General features: G+C 60.5%; 23 protein-coding genes, 1 tRNA gene, 1 pseudogene and 1 other annotated feature. Of the genes and pseudogenes, 10 read left to right on the top strand and 15 right to left on the bottom strand.

The genetic code is table 11. The annotated features are described in order from the left end of the window. Positions 1–79: 79 nt before the first annotated feature. Entirely contained in the window at positions 80–1,702 is a 1,623-nt protein-coding gene (locus XaFJ1_RS05905; RefSeq protein ID WP_045756805.1) for a tannase/feruloyl esterase family alpha/beta hydrolase, read from the bottom strand. Positions 1,703–1,744: 42 nt separating this feature from the next. Here XaFJ1_RS05905 and XaFJ1_RS05900 point away from each other — a divergent pair. After that, positions 1,745–2,550 (top strand): IS5 family transposase gene (locus XaFJ1_RS05900; RefSeq protein WP_155393649.1). Its coding sequence is split into 2 segments (ribosomal slippage): positions 1,745–2,075 and positions 2,075–2,550, totalling 807 coding nucleotides; the frame shifts between segments, so codons are not numbered across the junction. A gap of 578 nt (positions 2,551–3,128) precedes the next feature. Here the strand turns inward: XaFJ1_RS05900 and XaFJ1_RS05895 are convergent. The 4 genes from XaFJ1_RS05895 to XaFJ1_RS05880 form a co-directional block, all read right to left on the bottom strand. Further along, positions 3,129–4,058, bottom strand: coding sequence for a homoserine kinase (locus XaFJ1_RS05895; protein WP_080931584.1), 930 nt, complete (start codon positions 4,056–4,058; stop codon positions 3,129–3,131). Positions 4,059–4,093: 35 nt separating this feature from the next. Further along, positions 4,094–6,595: a bifunctional aspartate kinase/homoserine dehydrogenase I gene (gene thrA, locus XaFJ1_RS05890; RefSeq protein WP_045756804.1), complete on the bottom strand. Its 2,502-nt coding sequence runs from the start codon at positions 6,593–6,595 to the stop codon at positions 4,094–4,096. Positions 6,596–7,082: 487 nt separating this feature from the next. After that, positions 7,083–7,364, bottom strand: a complete 282-nt coding sequence (locus XaFJ1_RS05885) for a hypothetical protein (protein WP_045756803.1) — start codon at positions 7,362–7,364, stop codon at positions 7,083–7,085. 449 nt (positions 7,365–7,813) lie between these two features. Further along, a tRNA-Arg gene (locus XaFJ1_RS05880) sits at positions 7,814–7,890 on the bottom strand. Between the two features lie 389 nt (positions 7,891–8,279). Between XaFJ1_RS05880 and XaFJ1_RS05875 the strand changes: the two genes are divergently transcribed. The 3 genes and pseudogenes from XaFJ1_RS05875 to XaFJ1_RS05865 all read left to right on the top strand — a co-directional run. Continuing rightward, a complete protein-coding gene (locus XaFJ1_RS05875; protein WP_045756802.1) occupies positions 8,280–8,606 on the top strand; it encodes a DUF4258 domain-containing protein in 327 nt (108 codons plus the stop codon). Then, entirely contained in the window at positions 8,603–9,061 is a 459-nt protein-coding gene (locus XaFJ1_RS05870) for a helix-turn-helix domain-containing protein (protein WP_012915749.1), read from the top strand. Before XaFJ1_RS05875 ends, XaFJ1_RS05870 begins: the two co-directional genes overlap by 4 nt. Before the next feature lie 520 nt (positions 9,062–9,581). After that, a pseudogene (locus XaFJ1_RS05865) lies at positions 9,582–9,944 on the top strand (transposase); the annotation flags it as partial. Here the strand turns inward: XaFJ1_RS05865 and XaFJ1_RS05860 are convergent. The 10 genes from XaFJ1_RS05860 to XaFJ1_RS16485 form a co-directional block, all read right to left on the bottom strand. Further along, entirely contained in the window at positions 9,904–10,221 is a 318-nt protein-coding gene (locus XaFJ1_RS05860; RefSeq protein WP_146083997.1) for a hypothetical protein, read from the bottom strand. The pseudogene XaFJ1_RS05865 and the gene XaFJ1_RS05860 sit on opposite strands and share 41 nt — an antisense overlap. 247 nt (positions 10,222–10,468) lie before the next feature. After that, the gene (locus XaFJ1_RS05855) at positions 10,469–11,716 is read right to left on the bottom strand and encodes an ABC transporter permease (RefSeq protein ID WP_012915746.1); all 1,248 of its coding nucleotides are present in this window, start codon (positions 11,714–11,716) and stop codon (positions 10,469–10,471) included. Then, positions 11,713–13,020, bottom strand: a complete 1,308-nt coding sequence (locus XaFJ1_RS05850; RefSeq protein WP_045757236.1) for an ABC transporter permease — start codon at positions 13,018–13,020, stop codon at positions 11,713–11,715. The genes XaFJ1_RS05855 and XaFJ1_RS05850 overlap by 4 nt, the downstream gene beginning before the upstream one ends. A 12-nt stretch (positions 13,021–13,032) precedes the next feature. Beyond that, a complete protein-coding gene (locus XaFJ1_RS05845; protein WP_012915744.1) occupies positions 13,033–13,827 on the bottom strand; it encodes a class I SAM-dependent methyltransferase in 795 nt (264 codons plus the stop codon). Beyond that, on the bottom strand, positions 13,802–14,632 hold the full coding sequence (locus XaFJ1_RS05840) for a hypothetical protein (protein WP_155393648.1): 831 nt from the start codon (positions 14,630–14,632) through the stop codon (positions 13,802–13,804). Before XaFJ1_RS05840 ends, XaFJ1_RS05845 begins: the two co-directional genes overlap by 26 nt. A 47-nt stretch (positions 14,633–14,679) precedes the next feature. Beyond that, a complete protein-coding gene (locus XaFJ1_RS05835) occupies positions 14,680–15,921 on the bottom strand; it encodes a hypothetical protein (RefSeq protein WP_012915742.1) in 1,242 nt (413 codons plus the stop codon). 72 nt (positions 15,922–15,993) lie between these two features. Then, positions 15,994–16,305: a hypothetical protein gene (locus tag XaFJ1_RS05830; RefSeq protein WP_146083994.1), complete on the bottom strand. Its 312-nt coding sequence runs from the start codon at positions 16,303–16,305 to the stop codon at positions 15,994–15,996. A 41-nt stretch (positions 16,306–16,346) separates the two neighbouring features. Beyond that, complete coding sequence (locus tag XaFJ1_RS05825) at positions 16,347–16,643, bottom strand: hypothetical protein (RefSeq protein ID WP_045756799.1); 297 nt, start codon at positions 16,641–16,643, stop codon at positions 16,347–16,349. A gap of 351 nt (positions 16,644–16,994) precedes the next feature. Further along, a protein-coding gene (locus XaFJ1_RS05820; protein WP_425477003.1) for an IS3 family transposase occupies positions 16,995–18,226 on the bottom strand; the annotation gives its coding sequence in 2 pieces (ribosomal slippage) (positions 16,995–17,935 and positions 17,935–18,226; 1,233 coding nt in all). Then, positions 17,832–17,948: a sequence feature (AL1L pseudoknot), on the bottom strand. (Overlaps the previous gene by 117 nt.) 47 nt (positions 18,227–18,273) lie before the next feature. Continuing rightward, positions 18,274–18,459, bottom strand: a complete 186-nt coding sequence (locus XaFJ1_RS16485) for a helix-turn-helix transcriptional regulator (RefSeq protein WP_045756798.1) — start codon at positions 18,457–18,459, stop codon at positions 18,274–18,276. A 1,146-nt stretch (positions 18,460–19,605) separates the two neighbouring features. Here XaFJ1_RS16485 and amaB point away from each other — a divergent pair. The 6 genes from amaB to XaFJ1_RS05785 all read left to right on the top strand — a co-directional run bounded on the left by amaB (position 19,606) and on the right by XaFJ1_RS05785 (position 25,276). After that, complete coding sequence (gene amaB, locus XaFJ1_RS05810) at positions 19,606–21,138, top strand: L-piperidine-6-carboxylate dehydrogenase (RefSeq protein ID WP_012915735.1); 1,533 nt, start codon at positions 19,606–19,608, stop codon at positions 21,136–21,138. A gap of 71 nt (positions 21,139–21,209) precedes the next feature. Next, positions 21,210–21,500, top strand: coding sequence for a DUF4190 domain-containing protein (locus XaFJ1_RS05805; protein ID WP_012915734.1), 291 nt, complete (start codon positions 21,210–21,212; stop codon positions 21,498–21,500). Beyond that, a complete protein-coding gene (locus tag XaFJ1_RS05800) occupies positions 21,497–22,270 on the top strand; it encodes a class I SAM-dependent methyltransferase (RefSeq protein WP_012915733.1) in 774 nt (257 codons plus the stop codon). The genes XaFJ1_RS05805 and XaFJ1_RS05800 overlap by 4 nt, the downstream gene beginning before the upstream one ends. An 11-nt stretch (positions 22,271–22,281) precedes the next feature. Beyond that, positions 22,282–23,337, top strand: a complete 1,056-nt coding sequence (locus XaFJ1_RS05795) for a quinone-dependent dihydroorotate dehydrogenase (RefSeq protein ID WP_012915732.1) — start codon at positions 22,282–22,284, stop codon at positions 23,335–23,337. Continuing rightward, the gene (gene murB, locus XaFJ1_RS05790) at positions 23,334–24,374 is read left to right on the top strand and encodes a UDP-N-acetylmuramate dehydrogenase (RefSeq protein ID WP_012915731.1); all 1,041 of its coding nucleotides are present in this window, start codon (positions 23,334–23,336) and stop codon (positions 24,372–24,374) included. Before XaFJ1_RS05795 ends, murB begins: the two co-directional genes overlap by 4 nt. A gap of 32 nt (positions 24,375–24,406) precedes the next feature. Continuing rightward, on the top strand, positions 24,407–25,276 hold the full coding sequence (locus XaFJ1_RS05785) for a DMT family transporter (RefSeq protein WP_045756797.1): 870 nt from the start codon (positions 24,407–24,409) through the stop codon (positions 25,274–25,276). Positions 25,277–25,373: the final 97 nt, after the last annotated feature.

The following is a 25,373-nucleotide window of genomic DNA, read 5'->3' as shown; positions in this document are numbered from 1 at the left end:
AAGGAATGAAAAACACTCAGCCCATCGAGCGTGCAGCCACCAACGTTCGCGTCCAACAGACGGCGAACGTTGCGTTCGTTTATCGGCCGTGCGACAGCACGCTCGCAGGCGCAGCCGCGCCATCAAGGTACGCGCCACGCGGCCCGTCCACACAGATGAAGTTTTGCGCATCGTTGGTGCTGCCCATACCAATCCAGAGCGCGGATTGCGGATAGCGACACAGCGGCCGAGTGCGGATCACGCCTTTGGTAGGATCGTCACCGACATACTTTGCCGCAACAATGCGCTCCGGTGCGACGCCATGTTCAACCCATGCTTCCAACGCGGACAGCACATCGTGCTGGGGATCAATGGCTAACCCGGGTGGTCCAAAGAGCGCACCGAAGGCAGAAGTACCAGGCCCACCAGTGAAGTGGCCCATGCCTGGAACCAGAAACAGACGGAAGAATTGCTGTGTCTGCGCAAGAGCGCCCTCGGAGCTCTCGGTCTGACCATTGTCCAAGCCTTGCTTGGCGACGACCGATTCGTAATAGCTGATTGCGCCCCGCGGCGGAATCACCGTATCTTCCCAACCGATGTAGAGGATCAATTTACCATTGCGTGCGCGAAAGCCGCTCAAATCGGGAGAAGTAGCGTCAATCACACTGGCAAGCGACTGGCCGTTGATCGGCGTGCGTTCGGCGCGGGCGACATCGGTTCCGAAATTCACTTGCGTATGGTCGAAGGCGGTACCGGTGCCAAACACCATGTTCGCGAAGAACTGGTTGGCAAGGATCGAATGGCCGCCGCCGGGGACAGCCGCGTTGCCGGTGACATACGTGTCCCACAACCCCGGAGTGGCGACTGCGAACGGCTCAAATCCACTGTAGATGCGCTGACCGGTCTGCGGGTCGACCGGACCAGCCAGGATCGCCGAGAGGGTCTGGATCTGCCGCGCAGTGAGACAACTGTCGGTCTCGGCGCCTGAGCACAACAACACACTAGGATCGAAGTGGCATCGGCGTGGATCATTGACCACACCGTCGGCAGTGTGGTCTTTGGCATCGCATTGGGCGAGCGCCGCCGCCTGGATAGCCGGCAGCTTGGCCGTAGAGATGGTTGCAGCCGAACTGGCGAATTCGGCATCCTCCGACCATAGCCAAGAGAACGCGTTGTGGATCCAGGCGTTGGACGGCGCATCGGCAATCACGCCGTCGAAGGCCTGCGGAAAGCGCTGCGCCGCAATCAGCGCATCCCGGCCGCCATTGGAAGCACCGAAAAAGTAGGAGTAGCGCGGTGTGCTATGCGTATACGCGGAAACCACCGACTTTCCATTGGAGATTGTGACGGCCAGCGCCTGGTAGCCCCAGTCGATGATCTTCTGTGGGTGGCCGAGCGCAAACGTCGCATCGCCAACCGATCCGGTGTGACCACCATCCGTGGTTGCGGTCGCATAACCACGCCGTAAAGCGAAACCGAGCGACTTATATTCGATGGTCCCAGCGAACACGATCGTGCCGACCTGCAGGTATTTCTGGTTCCAGCCCGACGACGGAATCCAAACCTCGAACCCGATCTGCGAATCGTCGACAGGTCGCGACACTCCAACAACACGACAGAACGCAGGTAGCTTATCGATCACACTGCCATCCGGAGCGGTAAAGTCACCGGCGGGCACATCCTCGGCCGTGGTGATCGTCGTGGACTTTAGAGCCGCTAACAAAACCTAGTTGAACGCAGATTCGGAGGTGGCAAAATTGGCGGCATGGCCCGTCGCAAAGAGATCCCCGCCGCGCTGTGGACGCGCATCGAACCGCTGATCCCGTCAGTAAAACCCTCGCCCAAAGGAGGGCGGCCTCGCGTCAGCGATCAGCAAGCCCTCAACGGCATCGTCTATGTCCTGCGTACCGGGATCCCATGGGAAGAACTGCCCCTGGAATTGGGCTACGGCAGCGGCATGACCTGTTGGCGCCGGTTGCGCGACTGGCAGGCCGCCGGCGTCTGGCATCGCCTGCATCAGGTCCTGCTGGCCGAATTGCGGCGAGCCGACACGCTGGACCTGAGCCGAGCCAGCCTGGACGCGGCCAGTGTGGTCTCCCCCCGGGGGGAGACCACACCGGGCCGAGCCCGACCGATCGCGGCAAACTCGGCAGCAAGCGGCATCTGATCGTCGACCGCAATGGCGTTCCCTTGGCGTTCTGCGTGACCGGAGCAAACCGACACGACTCGGTGGTCTTCGAAGAACTGGTCGATGCCTTGCCGCCGATCGCCGGAAAGGCAGGGCGCCCACGACGTTGGCCAGGCAAGCTGCACGCTGATAAGGCCTACGACATCGACCGTTGCCGCCATCACCTCAAGCAACGGGGTATCACGCCACGCATCGCTCGCAAGGGAATCGAGCGCAACGACCGATTGGGGCGCCATCGCTGGGTTGTGGAACGCACTCACGCGTGGCTCGCAGGCATGGGCAAGCTGCGCATCCGATTCGAACGTCGAATCGATATCCATCTGGCATGGCTCTCGATTGCCTGCTCGATCATCTGCCTACGGATTCTTCCTGAGTTTTGTTAGCGACTCTTAGTGTCAACTTAAGCAAATCCGAGCATGCGGCCGACGCTGATGCCCCCACCGACAACGAAACAACGCCTGCCGCAACACGCAGCAGTAATCCTGACCAGCTTAAACGAACCATGGCAATCTCCTTTCATCGAGGAGCCTGACCAGACTGCCGGCCAGGGCGTCTTGCACGCTGCGCAGCAGCGATCATGCAATTTAAGGTTCAAACTATATTCATACGCTGCGCAATGTAAAAACAGCGTATACGGTGCGTTTTTTGCCACAATCATGCGCGCATCGCGAAATGACAGCCAACCACGCCGCCAGAACCCGATGGGATGAATTGAATTGTGTCCGCCTCGCACAATCGACCTTAATCAAGCCGGTGCAATCCGCAGCAACGTCAATACGCACACTCTCAACCCGCTCAACGCGGAAACGACAAAGTGCCTGCCGAGCGGGCGGGTACGCCGACGCAACGCAATTAGGCTGACGCTCACTTTGCAGCCACCTTCGCGTCAGTCCACCGGTGTTTACTCGGGAGCAACAGCAGTCGCAGGACAGGCTTTAAAGGCACGGTAGAAACGCACTCGCTACAACAGCCTTGCACCCTGGCAGTTCAACGCCGACACCCAATACTGACTATCCAAGCCGGCCGCAGCGAACGCCGCCTGCACTGCCGGTGCCGCCGCCTCGGCCTCAGCGCGGGTGGCGAACCAGGCGAATACGCTCGGACCGGCGCCGGAAATCCCCGCGCCCATCGCCCCGGCGGCCAACGCGGCAGCCTTGGCCGCATCGAAGCCGACGATCAACGACGCCCGCCGCGGCTCGATCAGCGTGTCGTGCAGGCCGGCACGCACCAGCGCTGCGTCGCTGGCATAACAGCCTGCCAACACCAGCGCCAGATTGGCGCTTTGTGCGACGAATTCGCCGAGTTGGTAATCGCCGGCCAACGCCACACGCGCGCGGCGCGTCTCCAGCACGGCATCCGGATGCACCAGCAGGCTGTACCATTCCGTCGCCACCGGTACCGGCACCATCCGTTGCAAGGTGGACAGCACCAAACCGCCGAGAAACATCGGCCCGAGATTGTCGCCATGCCGGCTACCGCTGGCCACGGCCTCGCCATCGAGCGCATAGAGATAGAGTTGCTCCCGCGACAAGGGCACTTCCAACAGCGCATTGGCCGCCACCAACGCCGCCACGCACGATGCTGCCGAGCCGCCCATGCCGGAACTGAGCGGGATCCCCTTGTCGATCTCCAGCTCGAACCCGAATGACAAGTCCAGTGCCTCGCGCAGCGCGATCAGCGCCACGCCGGCGGTATTGCGCGTCGCCTCCAGCGGCAACGCCGCGGTGGTGCCGCGGATCGCGGCAATGCGTACCTCGGGAGCGGCGATGCGACGCACGCTGACCGTGTCGCCAACGCCCTCCAGCGCATAGCCCAGCAGATCGAAGCCCACCGCCACATTGGCCACCGAGGCAGGTGCGAAGGCGCGTGCCTGTTGCGGTATGTTGTCCATATTCGCAGCGCATGTCGGCGCGGTTTGCGCCTTGCTCACAAACGTGCCCCCTCGCCCGCCGCCACCCGCAGCAAATCGGCGAACACGCCCGCAGCGGTGACTTCCGGGCCAGCGCCGGGGCCTTGCACCACCAATGGATTGGCGCAATAACGGCGTGTCGTGAACTGGACCACGTTGTCGGTCAAGCGCAAATTGGCGAAAGCATGATCGGTCGGCAGTTCCACCAGGCCGACGCTGGGTGCGCGTCCCGGCGCCAACTGCGCTACGTAGCGCAACACGCAGCCGCGCGCCCGTGCCGCCTGCAAGCGCTGCGCGAACGCCGCATCCACTTCTTGCAAGCGCGTCATGAAATCGTCCACGCTGGCTTGGCGCAGCGTTTCCGGCACCAGGCTTTCCACCGCCACATCCTCCAGGCTCAATGCGTGCCCGGCCTCGCGCGCCAGGATCACCAACTTGCGCGCCACATCGGTGCCGGACAGGTCATCGCGCGGATCGGGCTCGGTATAACCCATGCCACGCGCCTGACTGACCAACTGCGAGAACGGCACACTGCCGTCGTATTTGTTGAACAGCCAAGCCAGCGTGCCGGAAAAGATGCCCTCGATCGCGGTGACTTCGTCGCCGGTATCGACCAGATCGCGCAACGTGGTGATGACCGGCAGGCCGGCGCCGACCGTGGCCTCGTAGCGGAAACGCGCACCACTGCTCTGCGCGGCGGCGCGGATCGCGTGAAAGCGCGCCAGCGGGCCGGCGCCGGCCTGCTTGTTTGGAGTCACCACATGGATGCCGGCGGCCAGCCAGGCCGCGTAGCGGTCGGCAACGTCGGCGCTGCCGCTACAGTCGATGATGACGACATGCGGCAGATGCGCCGAAAGCAGATGTGCTGTGAACGCATCCAGATCGGTGGGTTGCTTGCCGGCCGCCAGCGCCTGCCGCCAATCGCCGGCGAAGGCACGCGCTTCCAGCCGCATCGCGCTGCGCGAGGCAATCGCGCGCAGGCGCAGGTCGAGATTGGCCTTGGCCAACAGTTGCGGCTGCGCCGCGTGCAATTGGTCGAGCAGCGCGGCGCCGACATTGCCCGGACCGATCACACCGACCGAAAACGTTTGCGGCGACAGCCAGAAGCCGGCATGCGCGGCACGCAGTGCCTTGGTCGCGTGTGCGCTATCGATGGCAACGGAAATATTGCGCTCCGACGAGCCCTGCGCGATGGCACGGATATTGACCTGGGCGCGACCCAGCGATTCGAACAAACGCGCGGCCACGCCAGGCTGCCCGGTCATGCCGTCGCCGACCGCCGCCAACACGCTGATCCCGCTTGTGATCTGCACCCGCTGCACCTGCCCTACAGCCAGTTCATGGGCAAAGGCCGACAGTACGGCGCTGCGCGCGCGCTCGGCCTCGTGCTGCCGCACCACGCAGCAGATAGAATGCTCGGACGATCCCTGCGAGATCATCACCACCGACACCCGCGCATTGCGCAGCGCAGCGAACACGCGCTCGGCGGTACCGGGCACGCCGATCAGGCCAGTACCTTCGAGATTGAGCACAGCCAAGTCCGGACTCAGGGTCAGGCCCTTGATCGGTCCGCTGGTGGCGCTGCTGGCGGTAATGCGCGTCCCGGGGTGTTCTGGCTGAAAGGTATTGCGAATGATGATCGGCAAGCCGCGCTCGATCGCCGGCGACATGGTCTGCGGATGCACCACCTTGGCGCCGAAGTACGCCAGTTCGCAAGCCTCGTCGTAGCTGAGGGTTTCCAGTTGCACCGCTTCGGGCACCACGCGCGGGTCGGCCGAGAGCACGCCGTCGACATCGGTCCAGATGTGCAACTCGTCGGCATCGAACAGGGCGGCGAAGATCGCTCCGGAATAATCGCTACCGTTACGGCCAAGCGTGGCGATACGTCCGGCGCGGTCGCGGGCGACGAAGCCGGTGACCACGATCCGCTGCTGTGGATGCTGCGCACGCCACTGCGCCAGGCGCTGTGCGCTGGCGTCCCAGTCCACGTCCACGCCGAGTTCACCACGATCGACCACCAGCACCTCGCGCGCATCCAGGATCGCGCAGTCCTCGCCGAGCGCGCGCAGATGCTCGCCGAGCAATTGCGCCGAATACACCTCACCCAGACCCTGGACGCGCTCCAACACTTCGCGCGGCAGTTCGCCGATCACCGCCAACGCGGCGAGGATCTCGGCCAGATGTTCGAAACGCACATCCAGCCATTCCACCGTGGCGCCGGCGTGTTCGCCGAGCAACGCCACGGCCGCGGCGCGATGCCGGGCACGGGTCTGGTGCCAGCGCTCGCGCCAGTCGGCATTTTCGCGCACCGCCAGTTCGGCCAGCTCGATCAAGGCATCGGTGACGCCTTTCATCGCCGACACCACCGTGATCTGCAAGCCATCTTCACGCGCCAGCAACAGTTGCGCGACATGGCGATAGCACTCGGCATCGGCCACCGAGGAGCCACCGAACTTATGAACGACGGTACGCGCGGCGAGCGCAGGTGCTGGGACAGACGAGACGGCGGCGGACGACATGGGAGACCTCGGAGTGGAGGCCCCGCTCGTCTCAGGCTGCGGAGTGACCCGCATCCTGATCCGGGTGCGGGGCCGTGGTGTTCGACAGTTAGGCGAAGACGACGGACCGCACCGGATCAATGGTGTGGGTGGTAATCCCCGTGGTAATACCGGCACCGTACCCTGCCGCGTGCCGAAGCAAACGCGGGATCACAGCGACGATGCGGGCGGAGACCATAGGCATTGCCTACAAGAGGACATCATGCGCCGGGGCGCTGTCAAGCCGCCCGTCCACGTGTCACCAGCACGCCATCCAGCCAAGCGAAACGGTTGCAAAAGCGACTATCGTTTACAGGCTAGGCGAAATGTCCCGCCGACACCCGCGGCCACCACAGGTCTGGGGTCCGGCCTGGAGGGACTGCGCCTCTCGCGCACACCCCAGCCGAGCCGTCCCGGCATAGGGCGCGCAAACGGTGATGGTGATGCCGCCGGGATGACGCTGGAGGCGTCAATGCTGCTTGCGATCCGTCGGCGGCGGTTGCTGCGGATCGGTGGGATGCATACCGCCCTGGGTCGCATCCTGGTGCTGCATCGTTCCCTGACCGGCGTCGGTTTCGCTGGATTTGCCAGCTGCTTCTCCACTGGTGCCGCCAGCCTGGCTGCCATCGGCGACGGCTGTTGGCGGCGGCGCCGCGCCCTGATCTGGAGCGGGCTTGCCGTCATCGCGGTGGCAGGCGACCAAGGCCGCCAGAATCGAACCGATCAGTAGCGTTTTCAACATTCTGCTCATGAGTGACTCCTGCTTCGCATTCGTACACGTGGTTGGAGGCTCGCACGGGAATGGCCGGTCATACCAGACGTATTCCTCGCCGAAGCCGGGACCACCGATGCATCGGCGGTGTTTGCCAGGTCTTCGCCATGCAGTGCAGGCAAGACATCTGCGGCACACGTGGCGGCAGTCGACCCGCCCATCGTGCTGTCCACCATGATCGAAGCGACGCGGGATCGCATGCCAAGGCGGTGCGGCGCTGCATTGGCGGACACGCACAGGATAGGCAAGACGATGCTCAGACCGCGTCGGCACAAGGTGTAATTGGCGTTATTGCAGCTCCGGTCATGAAAGCCAACGACACGCACGCATTTGCGCACCCGATGCCATGCGCGCACTGCGGCAAACTGCGCTCCATTCGCATCGTCCCGCCACACAGAGCGGGGCAGAAAAACCATTAAGGGAAAAGATGGTGACCCCGGCGCGATTTGAACGCACGACCTGTCCCTTAGGAGGGGACCGCTCTATCCAGCTGAGCTACGGGGCCATAAGGCTTTCAGGGCATCTATCGGAAGCGCTGTGCTATTTCTGTGCTGACGCCCTGGCCCATTCTATCACTGGCTCAGTGCTGCCTAATGGTGCCGGCCAGGCGCTGCTCAGGCGCCACGCGGGTTGAGCGGCCATCATGGCGCCGCGTCCGGCCAAGTAGCTGAACAAGTCAGATGGTTGTCCCTGAACCCACGATGCCAAGCCTCAAGTCTGTGACGGCGTCCTGGGAACTTGGCCGATGCCGCAAGGATGGGGCGGCGCCATCGCAGGGACCGGGATTTGAGGCGAAGGCTGACTTCCGGACCAACGGCAGTGCGAACTTGACGGCGATCACTTGCCTATACAATCTATAGGCTATAGTCTTCCTCTAGGAACAAGGCGGTGCCAATGACAGCGCAGAAAGTGGTGGCATTCCGGCTGACCGATGCAGCCGCAAAACGGCTGATGTCGAAGATTGCCGATAACAGCGCAAACGTCATCTTCACGGAGCACGCCGTGAAGCAGATGAAGAAGCGAAAGATCACGCGTACGCAGGTCATTGACTGCCTCAAGAAGGGAAGGATTGTTGAGTCTCCGTTTTTGGATCGCTACGGCATGTGGAAGGTAACTGTCGAGCGATACTCATGCGGCGAAACGATAGGTTGTGGAGTAGCGATCGACAACTCTCGAATCAGGAACATTGTCATCACTGCTTTCAGGGCTAGCAGATCATGAAGAACACCGAGGGAATGTATCACTACACGGAATCCGGATTGCGCAACGTTTGGCTGCGCAATGGCTTCACCGTGCACAAGACGCCGTATGGCGATGGCGTTGCAATTGAGGACGTGGATGGGCTGCACAAGGCTCTTGCACTTGCTCTAACCATGAAGCCACGCAAGCTCTCCAGCACTGAGATTCGATTCCTGCGAAAAGAAATGCAGATGTCGCAGATCGCGCTTGCTGCGGCCTTGGATGTGAATGTGCAGACCTTGGCGACTTGGGAGAAAGCAAAGGCCAAAATTTCTGGACCTGCAGACCGAATGCTGAGAGTGTTGCTTAAGGGTCACTTCAACAACAATGTTCATGTGCGTAGGCTGATTGAAACACTAAACAGCCTTGATCAAGAGCATCACGAACAAATGATGATTTTCCAGGAAGAAGGGCGTCGCTGGAAACAGACCGTCTAACAGCAAGAACCCCGCTCCGGCGGGGTTTTTGCTGTCAGGGACTGGCTCCCCGGCTCAATCAGTGGTCGCCGCGTCATTGTGTCAGGGTTTCCCTACCCGGCACGATCAGCCTCTAGGCAATTCGATCAGCAGTGAAGTATGTGGCGAATGGATAGCTCTTGATAGTGTAGCTGCCGACAGAGTTTGAGTAGGCCGTGATTGTGACTACGTCGCCTGCGGATAGCTGTACAACCGTTACTCCGCCACTCATGCCGCCGGCACCGGGTGCTGGCGCAATGCTGCCATACAGCGAGACCTCACTGATGCGCACAGCCTCTGAGCCATTTACATACAACAGCATCAGGATGCTGCGACTCAGTACTTGGTGCGAAGTAGGCTGATGCGCCTATCTGGTATTTCCCAGACCTCTGCGGGATGAATTGGAAAGTGCTCGTGTTATATTCGTTTCGTGCATCATACAGCTTGTTATCAAAGCTGAAAGTATTATGCTCGTTTTAACGGGGGATGAAGGCGTCGGCAGGTCACGCCGGCCAACGAGCAGGAGCGGGCCCAGGTGCGCTCGCTGGCGCAGGAAGTCCAGTATGTCACCGGCGAAACGGTGAAGCTCGCCTTCGTCGATCAAGGCTACACCGGCAAAGACCCGGCCGAAGCTGCGCGGGAGGAAGGCATCGAACTGCACTTCGTGAAGCTGCCGGAGGCCAAGAAAGGCTTTGTGCTGCTGCCGCATCGCTGGGTCGTGGAACGCAGTTTCGGTTGGCTCAATCGGTTCCGACGCTTGGCCCGTGACGACGAACGCTTGCCTGAAACACTGGCAGGACTTCACTTCGTCGTTTTCACCATCCTCATGCTCGGAAATGCGGCATCTCTACTTCAAAGTTCATAACACGCTCTAGGTTCGGCTCGGTCAAACGGATCAGCTTCTTCAAAATCGATGCTGTTCCGCGCTGCACTGCCCGAATGAGAGGATAACTATGCGAGACGCTGTTCAAGTGCGGGAGCAAAGCATCGACGAGCGGCTCGTCCCTGGCTTCGACCGCCAGATCCAAGATCTCCCATGCAAAGCGCGATGGATCTTCCGCCGCCTGGACCAGTTGGATGATGGCCGCATGGTCTTTAATGTGCATCGCCGCTTGGATTAACGCTTTGCTTTCTCCGTTCATACGTCCCCTTTGTGAACATCCAGGCTAAGGCAGTCGAGGCATTCGTCAAGGCACCCCAAAAAAGCACTGCACCTCCCCGCTCGTTCGCATGCATTTGCGCTTCGGAGAGGATTGCTGCCGCGCGATTCCCTGGGACGGCGTCTCACATCTCGCAACTAATTTCTGGTTAGCGATAATTGAAAATAACTAAAGATCATAAGATCACATTTAGTCATCAATCCTGACCAAATAAACACCATAACGCTTTCTATACGGATCTCATCGTGACCACGGGCGCAGTCTTTGCTGCCTTGCGAGCAGGGAGCCAGGCGGCAAGCTGACCAAGCGCGCAAACCAAAACAAAGCCAGCGATGAGGAATGCGCCAGGCAGCTTCGGGGCACCGTAGTGAGCGGAGACCCACATGCTCAAGGCCGCCGCCAGACCACTCCCGATTCCCGCGCCCACGACCGTTAAAAGCATGTTCTCCGTCATGAAATACCGACTGATGTCGATGGAGCGCGCGCCCAGCGATCGACGAATCCCGATGTATCGGTAGCGCTGGCGAACCGAAAAGCTCACCAAGCCGTAGACTCCAATCCCAGTGACTACCACTAATGAGGCGCCAGCTGCGAGAAAGAGGTAAGCCATCATTCGATCACGCCGGAAGTAGCCGTGGCGAAGCGCCTCGTAGCTCATGACCCGAGGAGTCATTCGATTTCGATCCAGGGCTCGGATCCCTGCCTCTGCATCGCTCAGCACACTGTTCAATCGATCAGGGTCACTTCGTATAGCATAAATCACACGTTTGGCATCCGGAACCAACGGCAAGAGCATCGACACATCATTGCCTTGACCGCTTCCCAGAAGCGGGCGGGACAAATGGTCAGCAACGCCTACGATGTGAACCGGATGCTTGCCATCGACAAAGATCGCCCTACCAAGCGCACTCTCTCCTGGAAACAGCGCCTGCGCTAAGGCCTTTGAGATGATGGCCTCACCCGCGTCATAAAGCCCTGAGTAGTCATTGCTCGCGACCATGGGAACATAGGCATCAGGCGAGAAATCGCGTCCAGCCGAAAGTGCGATGCCAAGCGTTTGCAGTGCACCGGGTGAAACGCTATAAACGGATGGCTCTGCTTCAATCACACCGCGAAGATCGTTTCGGTCTAGAAGCTTGTTGGTGATGCCAACGGTCCAGTTGTTTTGACTCAATGGCAGCGCTTCAACGGCGGCGACATTTTGAACTCCTGGCACCTCGCGAATGCGCTGCAAATCAGCAAGCACCTTGGGCCGTGCGTCATCGCTTCCTTCACCGAGGAACTCGGTCTCGACAATGCCAAGCCCCCCTTCACCCAGTCCTGTCTGGTAGGTCAGAAGTTCAACCCGATCAGCCAGCAATGAGGAAACATTGCTAATGACCGCCGTGGTGATGATGATCTGCAAGAGAAAAATAGCAGAAATCAACCGATGCCGTCTGAGGCTGCGCGCAATGACCGGGATCTCAGAGATGCTCATTCTGCAACCTTGATTTGCATGGCTGTTCGACCAGAAGCGGTTCGGAAGGCCGGTAGCGCGGCAGCGGCGAGGCTCGATAGGCAGGCGAAAGCCAAGGTTGCTGCCACCATGGTCGGATCAAGGTGCGCTAACGCCGCGTAGTCTTCCGGCTGCGCTCTAACCACCGATAGCCCAACTTGACAGACGACCAGTGCGCCTAGCCCTCCGAGCGCCCCGATCAGGAGCGCTTCGGTGCAAAGCTGCGCCAAGATATCGATCCTGCGAGCCCCCAGCGCCCGTCGCACCGCCACTTCATGGGTTCGCCGAATGAAACGTGAAAAGAGCAGCGCGCAGATGTTGACCATGCAGACGATCAAGAAGCCAATGGCCAATGCCAATTGGAGCTTCACATCATCTGGCACAACCTGACGCCGGATCAGAAAAGCTTCAAGCCCTTCCAAGCGAGCTGGGCTGCGCCGCTCAAAGCGGCCACTATTTGCTTGCTGCTCCACATAGCTTTGGAGCTGCTCCGCATAGCGTTGTTGCGCGGCCCGATCTTCAAGATAGACCCAAAATTGCAACCAAGCGGTTGAGGGGCTTTCCATCTTATTGGACTCCTCGCCCTGCTCCCACGAGAACATGCTCGAACTGACACTGAGCCTGTCGTCAATTGCTGTGTGGAGGGGAATGAAGAAATCGTCTTGCCCCCTGAAAGTATCCTTTTGCAGATCAGTGTGGAAGCGCGGCATCGGTGCCCAGTTGCGCGAAATGCCCACGATGCGAAACGCTTTTGAACCCAATTGCAGGATTTTTCCGACTTCACCCGCTTGCCCGAGGCGTTTTCTAAAAGACTCACTGATCACCACTAGCGCAGCTCGTGACAGCTCCTCGTCTTCGGTCCAAGATCTACCTTGGATTAGATCAATCCCAAACATGCCAAAAATGTCGGGGGTTGCATACTGGCCATCAACAAAAAATGGCGCATCTACCCCATTCTGTGCCGCCACAAGCAGGTGACCTGTGGCCATGGCAGCGCTCGACGGTGCCGGAAGTCTGCGCATGATCTCTTTGGCATCGACCCAACTCACTGAGTTGCGGGGATCGAGCGAGGCTTTCGCTTCATAAGAGCGAGGCAAAGGATCGAAGTAGGGGTGAAACAAGTGAGTGCTGCGACCTGGCATGGGGTCCCATGACAGCACCCGAACTACCGTGAGCATTGTCATGCTTGCACCAACACCCAAAGCAAGTGCAACCGCCAGCGCCAGGGTCATCACCTTTGACGCCAAGATGTTTTGCTTTACCAAAGTCAGGTAGTAGCTAAACATTGCACCCTGCATCTAGTGGAAAAATTTCACACCCGCTGCCTGAATATCGATGGGCTCGATCCTCACCCAGGCAGTGCTGTTTTGAGCGCGATCGCTCGTTTCGGTCAGGTGCATGAGGCGAAACGACGAGCGCCTCACCCTTGTTTCGAGGCGCTGAACGCCAAGCTCATCCAGCCCCTTGGTGAGCCCTGCGGGCAATCGCCCCTGGTTAAGATGCTCCACAATCTTTTCAAGTGCCAGGTAGCTCAGCCGATGCGTTGAAGCGCTATCAATGAAAATAGACGAGGTCTCCCGCATGACCGGAAGAAAAGCGCCAAGCAACGCCTGGATGCTCTCAGGCGAGTGATTGAAGTCCGAGAACACCATGTCGACCCCCGATTGAAACGCATCATCCGATGCCACTTCACCCATCGCGATATCGCCCAGGTGAACAACCACATGCTCCTCCGCCCCCACCCACGACAGCAAACTTCCGATGAAGGCATTGAAGCCATCCAAGCCATCTCGCAGGTTTGCAAACGAGTTCAGGGGTTCAGACAGACCACTGAGGAACTTCTTTGAAGGCTCACTGATGTAATGAGACCCGTTGTCATAGGTGTGCAAAACACCCCTTCCGGCCTCCTTCATCGCGGCCGCTATCCAAGCCGTAGAAACCCCCAGCCCTGTTCCAAGCTCCACGACCATGGCCGGCTTTTCTCGCTTGACCAAGCTGTAAAGCAATACGCAGAGATCTTCGCTTCCGTAAAGCCAACCCATCTCCTCCCGAATTCGAAGAAGCTGCTCAATGGATGATCCGAGGCGCAGCATCGGCGAGGCTCCTTACAGCGTCAAAATGAGGGGGCAACAGCCAATTGCTCAGCATCACTTGGAATGTGGGCTCTTCTGCCACCGAGAGTAGATGGGGTGAAAACGCATAAAAGCGCAACGCTTGGTCTTCTGCATAGAGCAGCACTTCACCAGCCTCAGCACAGAAAACGCGTCTGGCAGCGCCAACCACTTCCCTGACCTGCCCAAGGTCCACACCTACGCGCTCTCGGGGCCAAAGTACCTCCAAAGCATCCCCCGCAAAATAAGCGATCAATGGCACGCCACGCGGGGCCTCCACGAAGAACTGATGTCGCTTGGCCTCATCAGGACTCAACTGTCGTTCCACTTTCCAATCGAAGAGCGACCACACCGATTTTTGCAACGGAGACGCCAAAGCTGAGATGTCAGGATGCTCGTAGCCAAAGCCATACTCGAAAGCGGGAGTTAGCAGATCAGGCAAAGAGCGCCTCATCTCAAACCATTGCGCGTTCAGCGGGAGCAGCGAGCGCGACACGCCTCTAACTCCGGTGTCATACGATACGCTTCTTCCAAGCTTCAATAGATCTTGTAAGCGGATATGAAACCAGCACTCATCGACGCCCCAGGCGGACAAGCAAGATGAAAGCTCAGTGTCAGATAGGGTGAAGGCACGGTTGATGATTTTAGCGCCCGAAAACACTGCTTCGATATCCGCTGTTGTCGTCATGTCGAGCACCTTGGGCCAATCTTGGCGGGCCAAGAGCGGAATCAACTGGTCAACATAGATGCAAGCAATCTCTGCGCTCGCCTTATCGAGTGCCTTCAATGCAACCGGGTCGTTCCGATCTGAGTAAAGCACGACAGTCCTTGCGTTCATACCGCTGCCTCATATCCGTATTGGCGCTGCATGTCTGACTGCATCATGTCGACCATGCTGCCAATGTCGTAGTTTAGCGGTGCCGTGGACATCAGGCGCTGGCTCAGAGGTTGCTGAATGAGAAATCCCGACGCACAAACTGCCAATCGCTTGTGGACATGTGCAACCGCACTTTCAGCAAGGTCCTTTGATCTTGCCAGATGACTTCTCAGAAGACGGTGGCAGATGTAGTAAACAAAGACCGCGTGAATGAACGAGGAATTCGGGATCTGATTTCCAGACCAAGGAGAAACTACGCGATGCTTGTAGTCGTTGGCGACGAAAAAGCCGTGAGCAATCTCCCAAGCAGCGAGGAAATTATGCGTGCTCTCGTGCATTAAGCTCTCCATGCACGCTTCGACGCTGAGTTCATCCCGATGGATGTTGAGTAGTCTGAGCGAACCGGGCTGCCGTGGAACATGCTCGGACCCGTAGTGCTTAGGGCCTTGATCAGATCGCTCTTGCGACTTGCGCACAACGATGCGCCTGACGAAATTCCGGATGATCAAGCCATAAAGCGGCTCCGATTCGTCGATCAAACGCAGACTTTTGGCGATTTTCGTGCGCACCGCACTGCGTTCGGAATCGTCGAGCGGCAAGTAGGCCTGACTTAGCACACCTGATCGCGGCTCGTAGTTCGTAGCAACGGGACTATCAAAGTCAACCGCAATGCACTCACCCACACTTGGAACCTTCTCAAGATTCCAGCTGCCCGCACTTGATCGATTGGCATAAGTGTCACCAAGGGGACTGTAAACCTGCCACTGGCGCGACTCAGCCAGATACTTGCTCACACGACCTTTGCTCAGCTCGTCAATGGCATGTTCGCGACAAACCAGGTCGTAGAGAAGCGAAAAATTTCGCGCCAATTCCCAGACATCTTGTTGATCAGACCTTCCAGTGCTGATTTTGCGCTGTGCAGCTTCAATGGCCAGGTAGCATTCGCAAAATTCTGAGCTTAGAAGCAGACGCGCCTGGCGGTCTGGCGGAATAGATATATAAAGCTGATAGATCGCTTCGAGAAAAGTTTCGGCACCTCGCCCCTTCAACACCTCCTGGAGACGCATGCGCATGCGGTTCAACCGCGCCCACATGATGCCCTCCATCACCTCATCGGTATGAACAGACGCCGTGGTGAGTTCCATGAGGCAAAGTGGACGACTAATTTCAACGCTTTGGCTATCCAATACAGCATTCATAGCACCTCACTCCCTGAGCAGTCTTGACTCACGCCGAGGGGACCCCATGCCCCCTCGGCGATCACGCTGAAATTAAACGTCGAAGCGACCCGATTCGGCCTCGCGATAGGCCGTCGTTGCCGAGGCGATGGCATGATGGTGATGCGAGCCGATGGAGTCGTCGTGATGGCCATCAGCGGCGACCAAAAGATTGTTGGCCCTTGCAGCTTGGTCGAACTCATCCATCGCCAGATCGTTAAGCGAGGTCAACGACACAGCGGTTTCAAGCGCAGCGTTGGCGCTCGGGTCCGCATTCATTCCAGCCATGGCAACGCCTGCGGTTGAGCCCACAACGAGCAATGTCAGCGCGGAGAGGGTTTTGGTGAGATTGCGATGGTCATTCATAGCGAGCGATTGGTCCTTTAATGAAAAATGGCAGCGAACAATCAAACATCGAAGCGCGAGGCTGTGTCAGCCACTTTCACGCCATCTGTGCTGGCAATGGTGTGGTGATGATGCGAGCCAATCGAATCAGAATGGTGACCATCTGCGGCGGCCAGAAGCGACTCGGGTGAAGCGAACTCAGCCATGCGCAGACTATCGAGATCGGCATTGATTGCCGTAGACGATTCGAGATTGTGAGTAGCGACCGAGGGCGCTTCCGAAGCTGAGGCCGACCCGGCTGCACCGGCGATGATCAGGGCCAAGGACGAGATCGCCTTGTTGGTGATGCTCTTGCTCATTTCATTCCTTCCTTTGACATTGAGGGTTATGCGATGAAACCCTTTGACTTCGGCCTCACTCGCCCCCCTAATGTAAAGCCAGTTGGAAGTGTCAATCAAACCCCTTGCTGTGCTGCGCACAGCAGCGACAGAAGCACCACATCGGCTCGCCTTAGAGATAGAACTCAGCTTTCTCCAACAGCGCGACAACACTGGCCAGGAATGAAACGGGAAGGTGCTTAGAGAGGTCGAGCATTCTGCCTTCGAGATGAGATCTTGAAGTGTTCGGAGAAGCCGCTCGGGATGCTTCTTCATCACCACTGGTGAGCCAGTTGAACCGCCCCGGTTTCCGCGGAGGCTGTTTGGTTTAAGTCAGGCCGCCACGGCGGCGGTCTGACTGGCGAGTTGCCGGTAGTAGTTTGCCTCGGCCTCGGCTGGCGGGATGTAGCCGATGGGTTGGAGCAGGCGTTGGTGGTTGAACCAGGACACCCACTCCAGCGTGGCGAATTCGACGGCCTCCCTAGTTTTCCAGGGTGCCCGGCGGTGAATCAGCTCGGCTTTGTACAAGCCGTTGATGGTCTCTGCCAGCGCGTTGTCGTAGCTGTCGCCCTTGCTGCCTACCGACGGCTCAATGCCGGCCTCGGCCAGCCGCTCGGTGTAGCGGATGCTGACGTATTGCGAGCCCCTGTCGGAGTGGCAAACCAAGCTGCCATCGCGCTCAGGTTGCCGGGCATACAGGGCCTGCTCCAAAGCATCGAGCACGAAGTCCGTGCGCATAGAACTGCTCACTCGCCAGCCTACGATGCGACGAGCGAACACGTCGATGACGAAGGCCACATACAGCCAGCCCTGCCAGGTTGAGACGTAGGTGAAGTCGCTGACCCACAGCTGGTTCGGCCGCTCGGCACGGAACTGCCGATTGACCCGGTCCAGCGGGCATGGGGCCTTGGCATCGCCGATGGTGGTGCGCACGACCTTGCCGCGCACCACGCCGCGCAGCCCCATGCTGCGCATCAACCGCTCGACCGTGCAGCGGGCCACGACGACGCCTTCGCGTGCCAGTTGCCGCCACACCTTCTCGGCACCGTAGACCTGCATGTTGGCTTGCCAGACGCGCTGAATCTGCGGCATTAGCCGCTCGTCGCGTCTGGCGCGGATACAGCGCCTGCTGGGCTCGCGCAGTAGCGCGGCATGACGTCGATAGGCCGACGGGGCAACCTGCAGAACCTTGCAGAGCGGCTCGACCCCGAAGGCATTGCGATGCTGGTCGATGAAGGCCTTCACGACTTCAGTCGGCGGTCGAGCTCCGCCTGGGCGAAAAACGCACTGGCCAGCTTCAATATCTCGTTGGCCCGGCGCAGCTCCTTGACCTCGCGCTCGAGTTCCTTCATCCGCTGCGCCTCGCTGCTCGTCACGCCCTCACGCGCACCGGCATCGACCTCGGCGCGCTTGACCCATTCGTTCAGAGTCTGCGGCACGCAGCCAATCTTTGGGGCTATGGATTCAATGGCCGCCCACAGCGATTGGTACTCTCCGCGCTGCTCCTGCACCATCCTTACCGCGCGCTCGCGTACCTCGGGCGAGAACTTGTTCGACTTGCTCATGGCTCAATCCTCTCAGAGTGTTGAGCCTCCGCGGAAACCGGGGCGGTTCAGTCGATCGTGACTTCCAGTACAAGACTAAGCGAATGAAGATGTTGAAGGTTGGGCGCAAAGCTTTCGCCACTTTCCCAGTGTCCAACCGTTGCGCGATTGACGCCAAGGAGTCTTGATAGTTCCGTTTGAGAGAGGCCTCGATCATTGCGGGCTAAGCGGATGCGTTCTGCGATTGAAGCCATCAAGTAATCACCTCCATGTGCACGCCTATTCAGATAACGCGAATGCCATCTAGCGGAAGAATGCTTGCACAGGCAGTGGCTGTCAATCCTGCAAGGAACGGAACCGTGGCCATAGTCCACACGCGAGTGAAATAGAGCACAGCTAAGCGCCGAGACTTCTATTCCAAGATTCCGAGTAAGCATGGGTGGCAAATGGAGGCAGCCTGACCTTCGACCGGTCCGTCAACCGAAATGGATCCAAGCGAGAACAGTGAGACTTCGCGGCACGACTCGACCATCGCAGCAAGCGAAAGTCTAACGAGACTTCCTCACCCCATGTGCCCCGCGCAGCAGATACGAGCCGGCTGCTTGCAAGCGCACGAGCTCATTCTTCATCGTTCGCGCATGTGCCGCTGAGATTAAGCAAGCTACTGGGTGTTGCTTCGCGAGCTGCTAGAAAGAAACTGCAAACCGCCCGGAAATCAAAGAAGGGTCGATCTCCCTCCTTAGACGGAGAGGTTATCACGCTGACTACTCGCCCTAGCCTTCGCTTCCCCATAGCGAAGCTCTCTCAGCACTCGCGCCGCGACCTCAGCCAGCTCATCGGCCAATTCCTGCTCGCCAATGACCCCCATCACTTGCTCCCAGAAGCCTGCCGCACGCACGAAGCTCAAACGCGACCCAATGGCGGATCGTCGCCGCGAGGATGAAGGGGTGATGGTGGGGTGATGGCGGGGTGACCGGCTGAGTCGCTGGCGCTGGATCCAAGATCTCGGCCAACGCTTCAAGCGGCATCTGGATCAATCCGTCGATCTTGCGGGCCAATGGGTAGCGCCCTGACTGCATCCCCTTCGCGAACGCGCTGCACGACGCCCCTGGTGCTCTGACCACGAAGCACATGGGCCACTTCTTCGGACCGATGTGCGTAGCGCTGCGGATACAACTCTCGCAGCGTTTGGAGCGCGCTTGCAGACATGTGCGATAGGCCGTCCGTAGACCACTACAAGGGTCTTATAAGGCATGGCCATCGCTTTTTGAGCGTGCCACACGCCGAGCAAGCCGAAACGGGGCGGCTAAGCCCAGTCTGCTAAAATGACAATTTGGTCACACCTCGCGCTCCACGCTTACAGTTGCCGTCCCTGTCGCCTCGATTTTCCAGGAGATTCCATGTCCGCTGATTTGCTGAAGGCGCTCGGCCTGGCCGCATCCAACGCCGGCACCTATCTCGGCAACGGCGAGTGGTCCAGCGCCACAGGCGCCGGCATACTGCAACCGTTGAATCCATCCAGCAATGCGCTCATCGCCGAAGTACAGGCGACCACAGACGCGGACTACGAGACCGTGATCGCCCGTGCGCAAGCCGCGTTCAAGCTGTGGCGCAGCACGCCGGCCCCGCGCCGCGGCGAGGCGGTGCGACTGTGCGGCGAAGCGCTGCGTGCGCACAAGGACTCACTGGGGTCGCTGGTCGCGCTGGAGATGGGCAAGAGCAAGCCCGAAGGCGACGGCGAAGTGCAGGAAATGATCGACATCGCCGACTTCGCGGTCGGGCAAAGCCGCATGCTGTACGGCTACACGCTGCATTCGGAGCGTCCCGGCCACCGTATGTACGAACAGTACCAACCGCTCGGCTTGGTCGGCATCATCAGCGCGTTCAACTTCCCGGTTGCGGTGTGGAGCTGGAACGCCTTCCTGGCAGCGATCTGCGGCGACATCTGCATTTGGAAGCCATCCAATAAAACGCCCCTGACCGCGATCGCCTCGATGAAGATCTGCAACGCGGCACTGCGCAATGCCGGCTTCCCGGACATCTTCTTCCTGATCAACGACGCCGGCACGGCGCTATCTGAACGCCTGGTCGAGGACAGCCGCGTCCCGCTGATCAGCTTCACCGGCTCCACCCAGGTCGGGCGCCGCGTCGCCGAGACGTGCGCGCGGCGGCTGGGCCGCTGCCTGCTGGAACTGGGCGGCAACAACGCGATCATTCTCGATGAGAGTGCAGACTTGAAGTTGGCGATCCCGGCCATCGTATTCGGTGCGGTCGGTACCGCCGGTCAGCGCTGCACCAGCACACGTCGATTGATCGTGCATGCCGCTATTTACGACACCGTACTGGCAACGCTGGTCAAGGCGTACAAACAGGTCGAAGGCAAGATCGGCGATCCCACCGACCCGGCGAATCTGATGGGGCCGTTGAACAGCCGTGGTGCGGTCACACAATTCCTGGCCTCGATCGCCAAGGCCAAGGCCGCCGGTGGCACCATCGAAACCGGCGGCACCGCACTGGAGCTTCCTGGCAACTTCGTGCTGCCGACGATCGTCAGCGGACTGAAGAACACCGACGCCATCGTGCAGCACGAAACCTTCGCCCCGATCCTGTACGTGATGAAATACACCACCCTCCAGGAAGCCATCGACATGCAGAACGGCGTGCCGCAAGGGCTGTCTTCCTCGATCTTCACTCAAAATCTGAAAGCGGCAGAGACCTTCCTGTCGGCGGCCGGCAGCGACTGCGGCATCGCCAACGTCAACATCGGCACCTCCGGCGCCGAGATCGGCGGCGCCTTCGGCGGCGAGAAGGACACCGGCGGCGGCCGCGAGTCCGGCTCGGACGCGTGGAAGGTGTACATGCGCCGGCAGACCAACACCATCAATTACTCCGATTCACTGCCGCTAGCACAGGGCATCAAATTCGACCTGTGACAGCGCGAACGCAGCCTTCTTAACGCACGAACACACATCTCTTCCATCTTCACCAGCAAGGAGCGACACCGATGAATCAGATACGCGAAACGAACTCCCTGGCCGTGGTCAGCCTGGTCGCCGGCATCCTCGGTTGGACCTTGATGCCGCTGATCGGCAGCCTGAGCGCGATCATCACCGGACACATGGCGCGCGCGGAAATCCGCCGCGATCCGCAGCGTTTTGAGGGCGATGGCCTGGCGGTGGGTGGATTGGTGCTGGGGTGGAGCGCGGTGGTGCTCGCGGTCATCGCGCTGCTGACCATGCTGGCGTTCTTGCTGTTCTTCGGCGGGTTAGCCTGGTTCGCGAGTACGCACGCATGAACATCGACGCCACCGATCCACAACACCGCTTCAGCAACCGCGTCGACGACTACGTGCGCTATCGCCCGGATTACCCACCAGCACTGATGGCCTGGGTGCACGGCACTCTGGGCGTGGCACCGACGGCGCTGGTGGCCGATATCGGCGCAGGCACCGGCATCTCCACCCGCATGTTCCTGCGCGCCGGGCACCCCACCCTGGCCGTGGAGCCGAACGCGGCGATGCGTCGCGCCGCCGAGAAGATGCTGCACAAGACACCGGGATTTCGCGCCATCGACGGCAGCGCCGAGGCCACCACCCTGGCCGACGCCAGCATCGAGCTAATCAGCGCCGCGCAGGCATTCCACTGGTTCGATCCAGTGGCCGTGCGCCGCGAATGGGCACGGGTGCTACGTCCTGGTGGCTTGGCGCTGGTGTATTGGAACACGCGCCTACTCGACGCAACGCCGTTTCTGCAAGGCTACGAACAACTGCTGCTCGACTACGGCACCGACTACAGCGCCGTCTCCGAACGCCACCCGGACGATGCGACGATGCATCGCTGGTTCGGTGCTGGCCTGCGCGACAGTGCGCAGTTCCCCAATCTGCAACGCATGAATTTCGACTTCCTGCGCGGACGCTTGCTGTCGTCCTCATACGCGCCCCTGCCCGAACATCCGCACCATGCGCCCATGCTGGAAGCGCTGCGCGCGCTGTTCGACCAACACCAGGTCGATGGCACGGTCGAAATCCATTACCACACCCGCGCTTTTGCCGGGACGCTAAACTAAGCTGCATCGCCATGTATTCACTCGCTCGACCGTTTCTGTTCGCCCTCGATGCCGAGCGCGCCCATACTCTGGGCCTGCGCGCGCTCGAACTAGCCTATCGCACCGGCACGACCCCCCTGTTGGCGCCAGCGATCGCGCCGATACCCACGCAAGCCTTCGGCCTGACGTTTCCCAATCCGGTCGGGTTGGCAGCGGGCCTGGACAAGAACGGCGAGCACATCGATGCGCTGCTGGCGCTGGGCTTCGGTTTCGTCGAGGTCGGCACCATCACCCCACGGCCGCAGGCTGGCAATCCCAAACCGCGCATGTTCCGTCTACCGCAACAGCAGGCCGTCATCAACCGCCTGGGCTTCAACAACCTTGGAGTGGACGCCTTGGTGCGCAACGTCGCGCGCGCGCGCCGCCAGCGCGGCCTGCTCGGGATCAACATCGGAAAAAACAAGGACACACCGAACGAAGACGCCGTGGCCGACTACCTGCATTGCCTGGAAAAGGTCTATGCGCTGGCCGACTATGTCACGATCAACATCTCCTCGCCCAACACCGCCGGCTTACGCGAACTGCAGGAAGAGCAAGCGCTGCGACACTTGATCGCACGGCTGCGCGAAGCGCAGGAAACGCTGAGCGCGCGCCATGGCAGACGCGTGCCGATGCTGGTGAAGGTCGCGCCGGATCTGAGCGACAGCGACATCGATGCGGCGGCCCGGGTATTGTCCGACCTGCAGGTGGACGGTGTGATCGCCACCAACACCACCATCGCCCGGCCTGGCCTGGAACACGCGCCGCTCGGCGGCGAAAGCGGCGGCCTGTCCGGGGCGCCGCTGCTGGAACAATCGACACTGGTGCAACGCCGACTGCGCGCACGCCTACCCGAGGCGATCCCGCTGATCGGGGTCGGCGGGATTCTCTGCGGTGCCGACGCCGCAGCGAAGATGGCAGCCGGCGCGACACTGGTTCAGTGCTACAGCGGACTGGTGTTCCGCGGACCGGAACTGATCGGCGAATGCGTCGAAGCGATACGCCGACGCCGCGAAGCCCCCAGCCCTGGATCGGTAGCCGCACCATGAGCAACGCTTGGTCGCTTACCGCCAACGCGCCGCTGCAGGCGCTCAACACCTTCCACGTTACCGCGCAGGCGCCATGGCTACTGCAAATTTTCGCCCCCGAGGCGTTGCCGGAGGCGCTGCTGGCACCGCAACTGTCCGGCGCAACGCTGTTGCCGCTGGGCAGCGGCAGCAACGTGTTGTTCGCCAGCGATGCGCCCGGCGTGGTGTTGGCCTTCGGCAACCGCAGCATCGACACACTGGAACATCGCGCCGATTACGCCATCGTCCGCGCCGGCGCTGGCACGGGCTGGCACGAGTTGGTGGTGTGGTCGCTGGGACAGGGTCTGTCCGGCCTGGAAAATCTGGCTCTGATCCCCGGCACGGTCGGTGCCGCACCGATCCAGAATATCGGCGCCTACGGCGCGCAGGTCGAAGAGTTCATCCACGTCGTGGAAGCCTACGACCGTGCCGATGCGCGCTTCGTGCGGCTGGATACAGCGGCATGCGAATTCGGCTACCGCGACAGTCTGTTCAAGCGCCAGCCCGACCGTTATTTGATCGTCGCGGTGGAATTCAGGCTACCGCGCCTGCATGCGCTGCGCATGGACTACGCAGGCATCGCCGAGGAACTGGAGGCGATGGGCATCACCACGCCGAGCGCGCCCGACGTGGCCCAAGCAGTCATCAACCTTCGTCGGCGCAAGCTGCCCGATCCCGAGGTGCTCGGCAATGCCGGCAGCTTCTTCAAAAATCCAGTGCTGCCGCTAGAGCAGGTGCAGGCGCTGCAGCACGCACATCCGGAGCTTCCGGTCTTCCACAGCGACGACCAGATGCAGCGCAAGCTTTCGGCCGCCTGGTTGATCGAGGCCTGCGGCTGGAAAGGCCATCGCGACGGCGATGCCGCGGTGTCCGCCACGCATGCCCTGGTGCTGGTCAACCATGGACACGCCAGCGGCACGGAATTGCTGGCGCTGGCACGGCGGATCTCCGCTTCGGTACGCGAACGTTTCGGGGTGATCCTGGAACCGGAACCGCGCATCGTCGGCGCACAGTGGTAAGCGTACCCACACCGCTGCGCGCGGCGGCGCTAATGCTGGCCAGCACCATGGCCTTCGGGTTGATGGTGGTTGCCATCCGGTTAGCATCGGCGCAGCTAGCGACGGTGGAAATCGCCTTCTTCCGCAACCTGTTCGGCCTGCTGTTTCTGCTGCCGATACTGCTGCGTCCAGGCCGGCCGCTGCCACGCACGACACAGTTGCCGCGCTACCTGCTGCGCACGGCGATCGGCTTGGTGTCGATGCTGGCCGGGTTTTGGGCGATCGGCCATCTCCCGTTATCGCAGGCGATCGCCCTCTCCTATTCCACCCCGTTGTTCGTCACCCTAGCCGCGGCACTGTGGCTGGGCGAGATCGTGCGTCTGCGTCGCTGGCTGGCCGTGCTGTGCGGCTTCATCGGGGTGCTGATGATCGTCCGCCCCGGCGCCACTAACTTCAGCGCGGGCACCCTGGTCGCGGTGTTGGCCGCGCTGATGAGTGCATTGGTCGCCATCCAGATCAAGCAACTGGCGCGGGTCGATACCGCCAACACCGTCGTGTTCTACACCTATGCGTTCTGGCTGCCGATGTCGCTGCTGCCGGCGCTGTTCGCCTGGCAGTGGCCGCATGGCATCGCCTGGTTGTGGCTGCTGGCAACCGGCCTGTTCGGCACACTGGGGCAATTGCTCTGGACACGCGCGCTACGCCTGGGCGAGGTCTCGGCCCTGACCCCGATCAGCTTCATCCAATTGCCGCTGGTGACGTTATTCGGCTGGTGGCTGTTCGGCGAATCGCCGGACCGCTGGACGGTGCTGGGCGCGGCGATCATCCTCGCTGCCAACGCCTACATCGCCCATCGCGAGGCGCTGCTGGCGCGGCGCGCGGCAAATCGGAAAAATAGCGCCACGGCCACGCTCGACGCATAGCCCCCTTTGCGGCACAGATCGCATCAGGTATCGCCGGGCATTTGTTTACCGCATCGCATCGGCGCAGCACTAAGCTCTGCCCCCAAGTAGCGATTTC

It is taken from the genome of Xanthomonas albilineans (genome assembly GCF_009931595.1).
GTDB lineage: Bacteria > Pseudomonadota > Gammaproteobacteria > Xanthomonadales > Xanthomonadaceae > Xanthomonas_A > Xanthomonas_A albilineans.
Note: the sequence above shows the minus strand (reverse complement) of the source record. Positions and strands in the feature narration are given on the sequence as shown.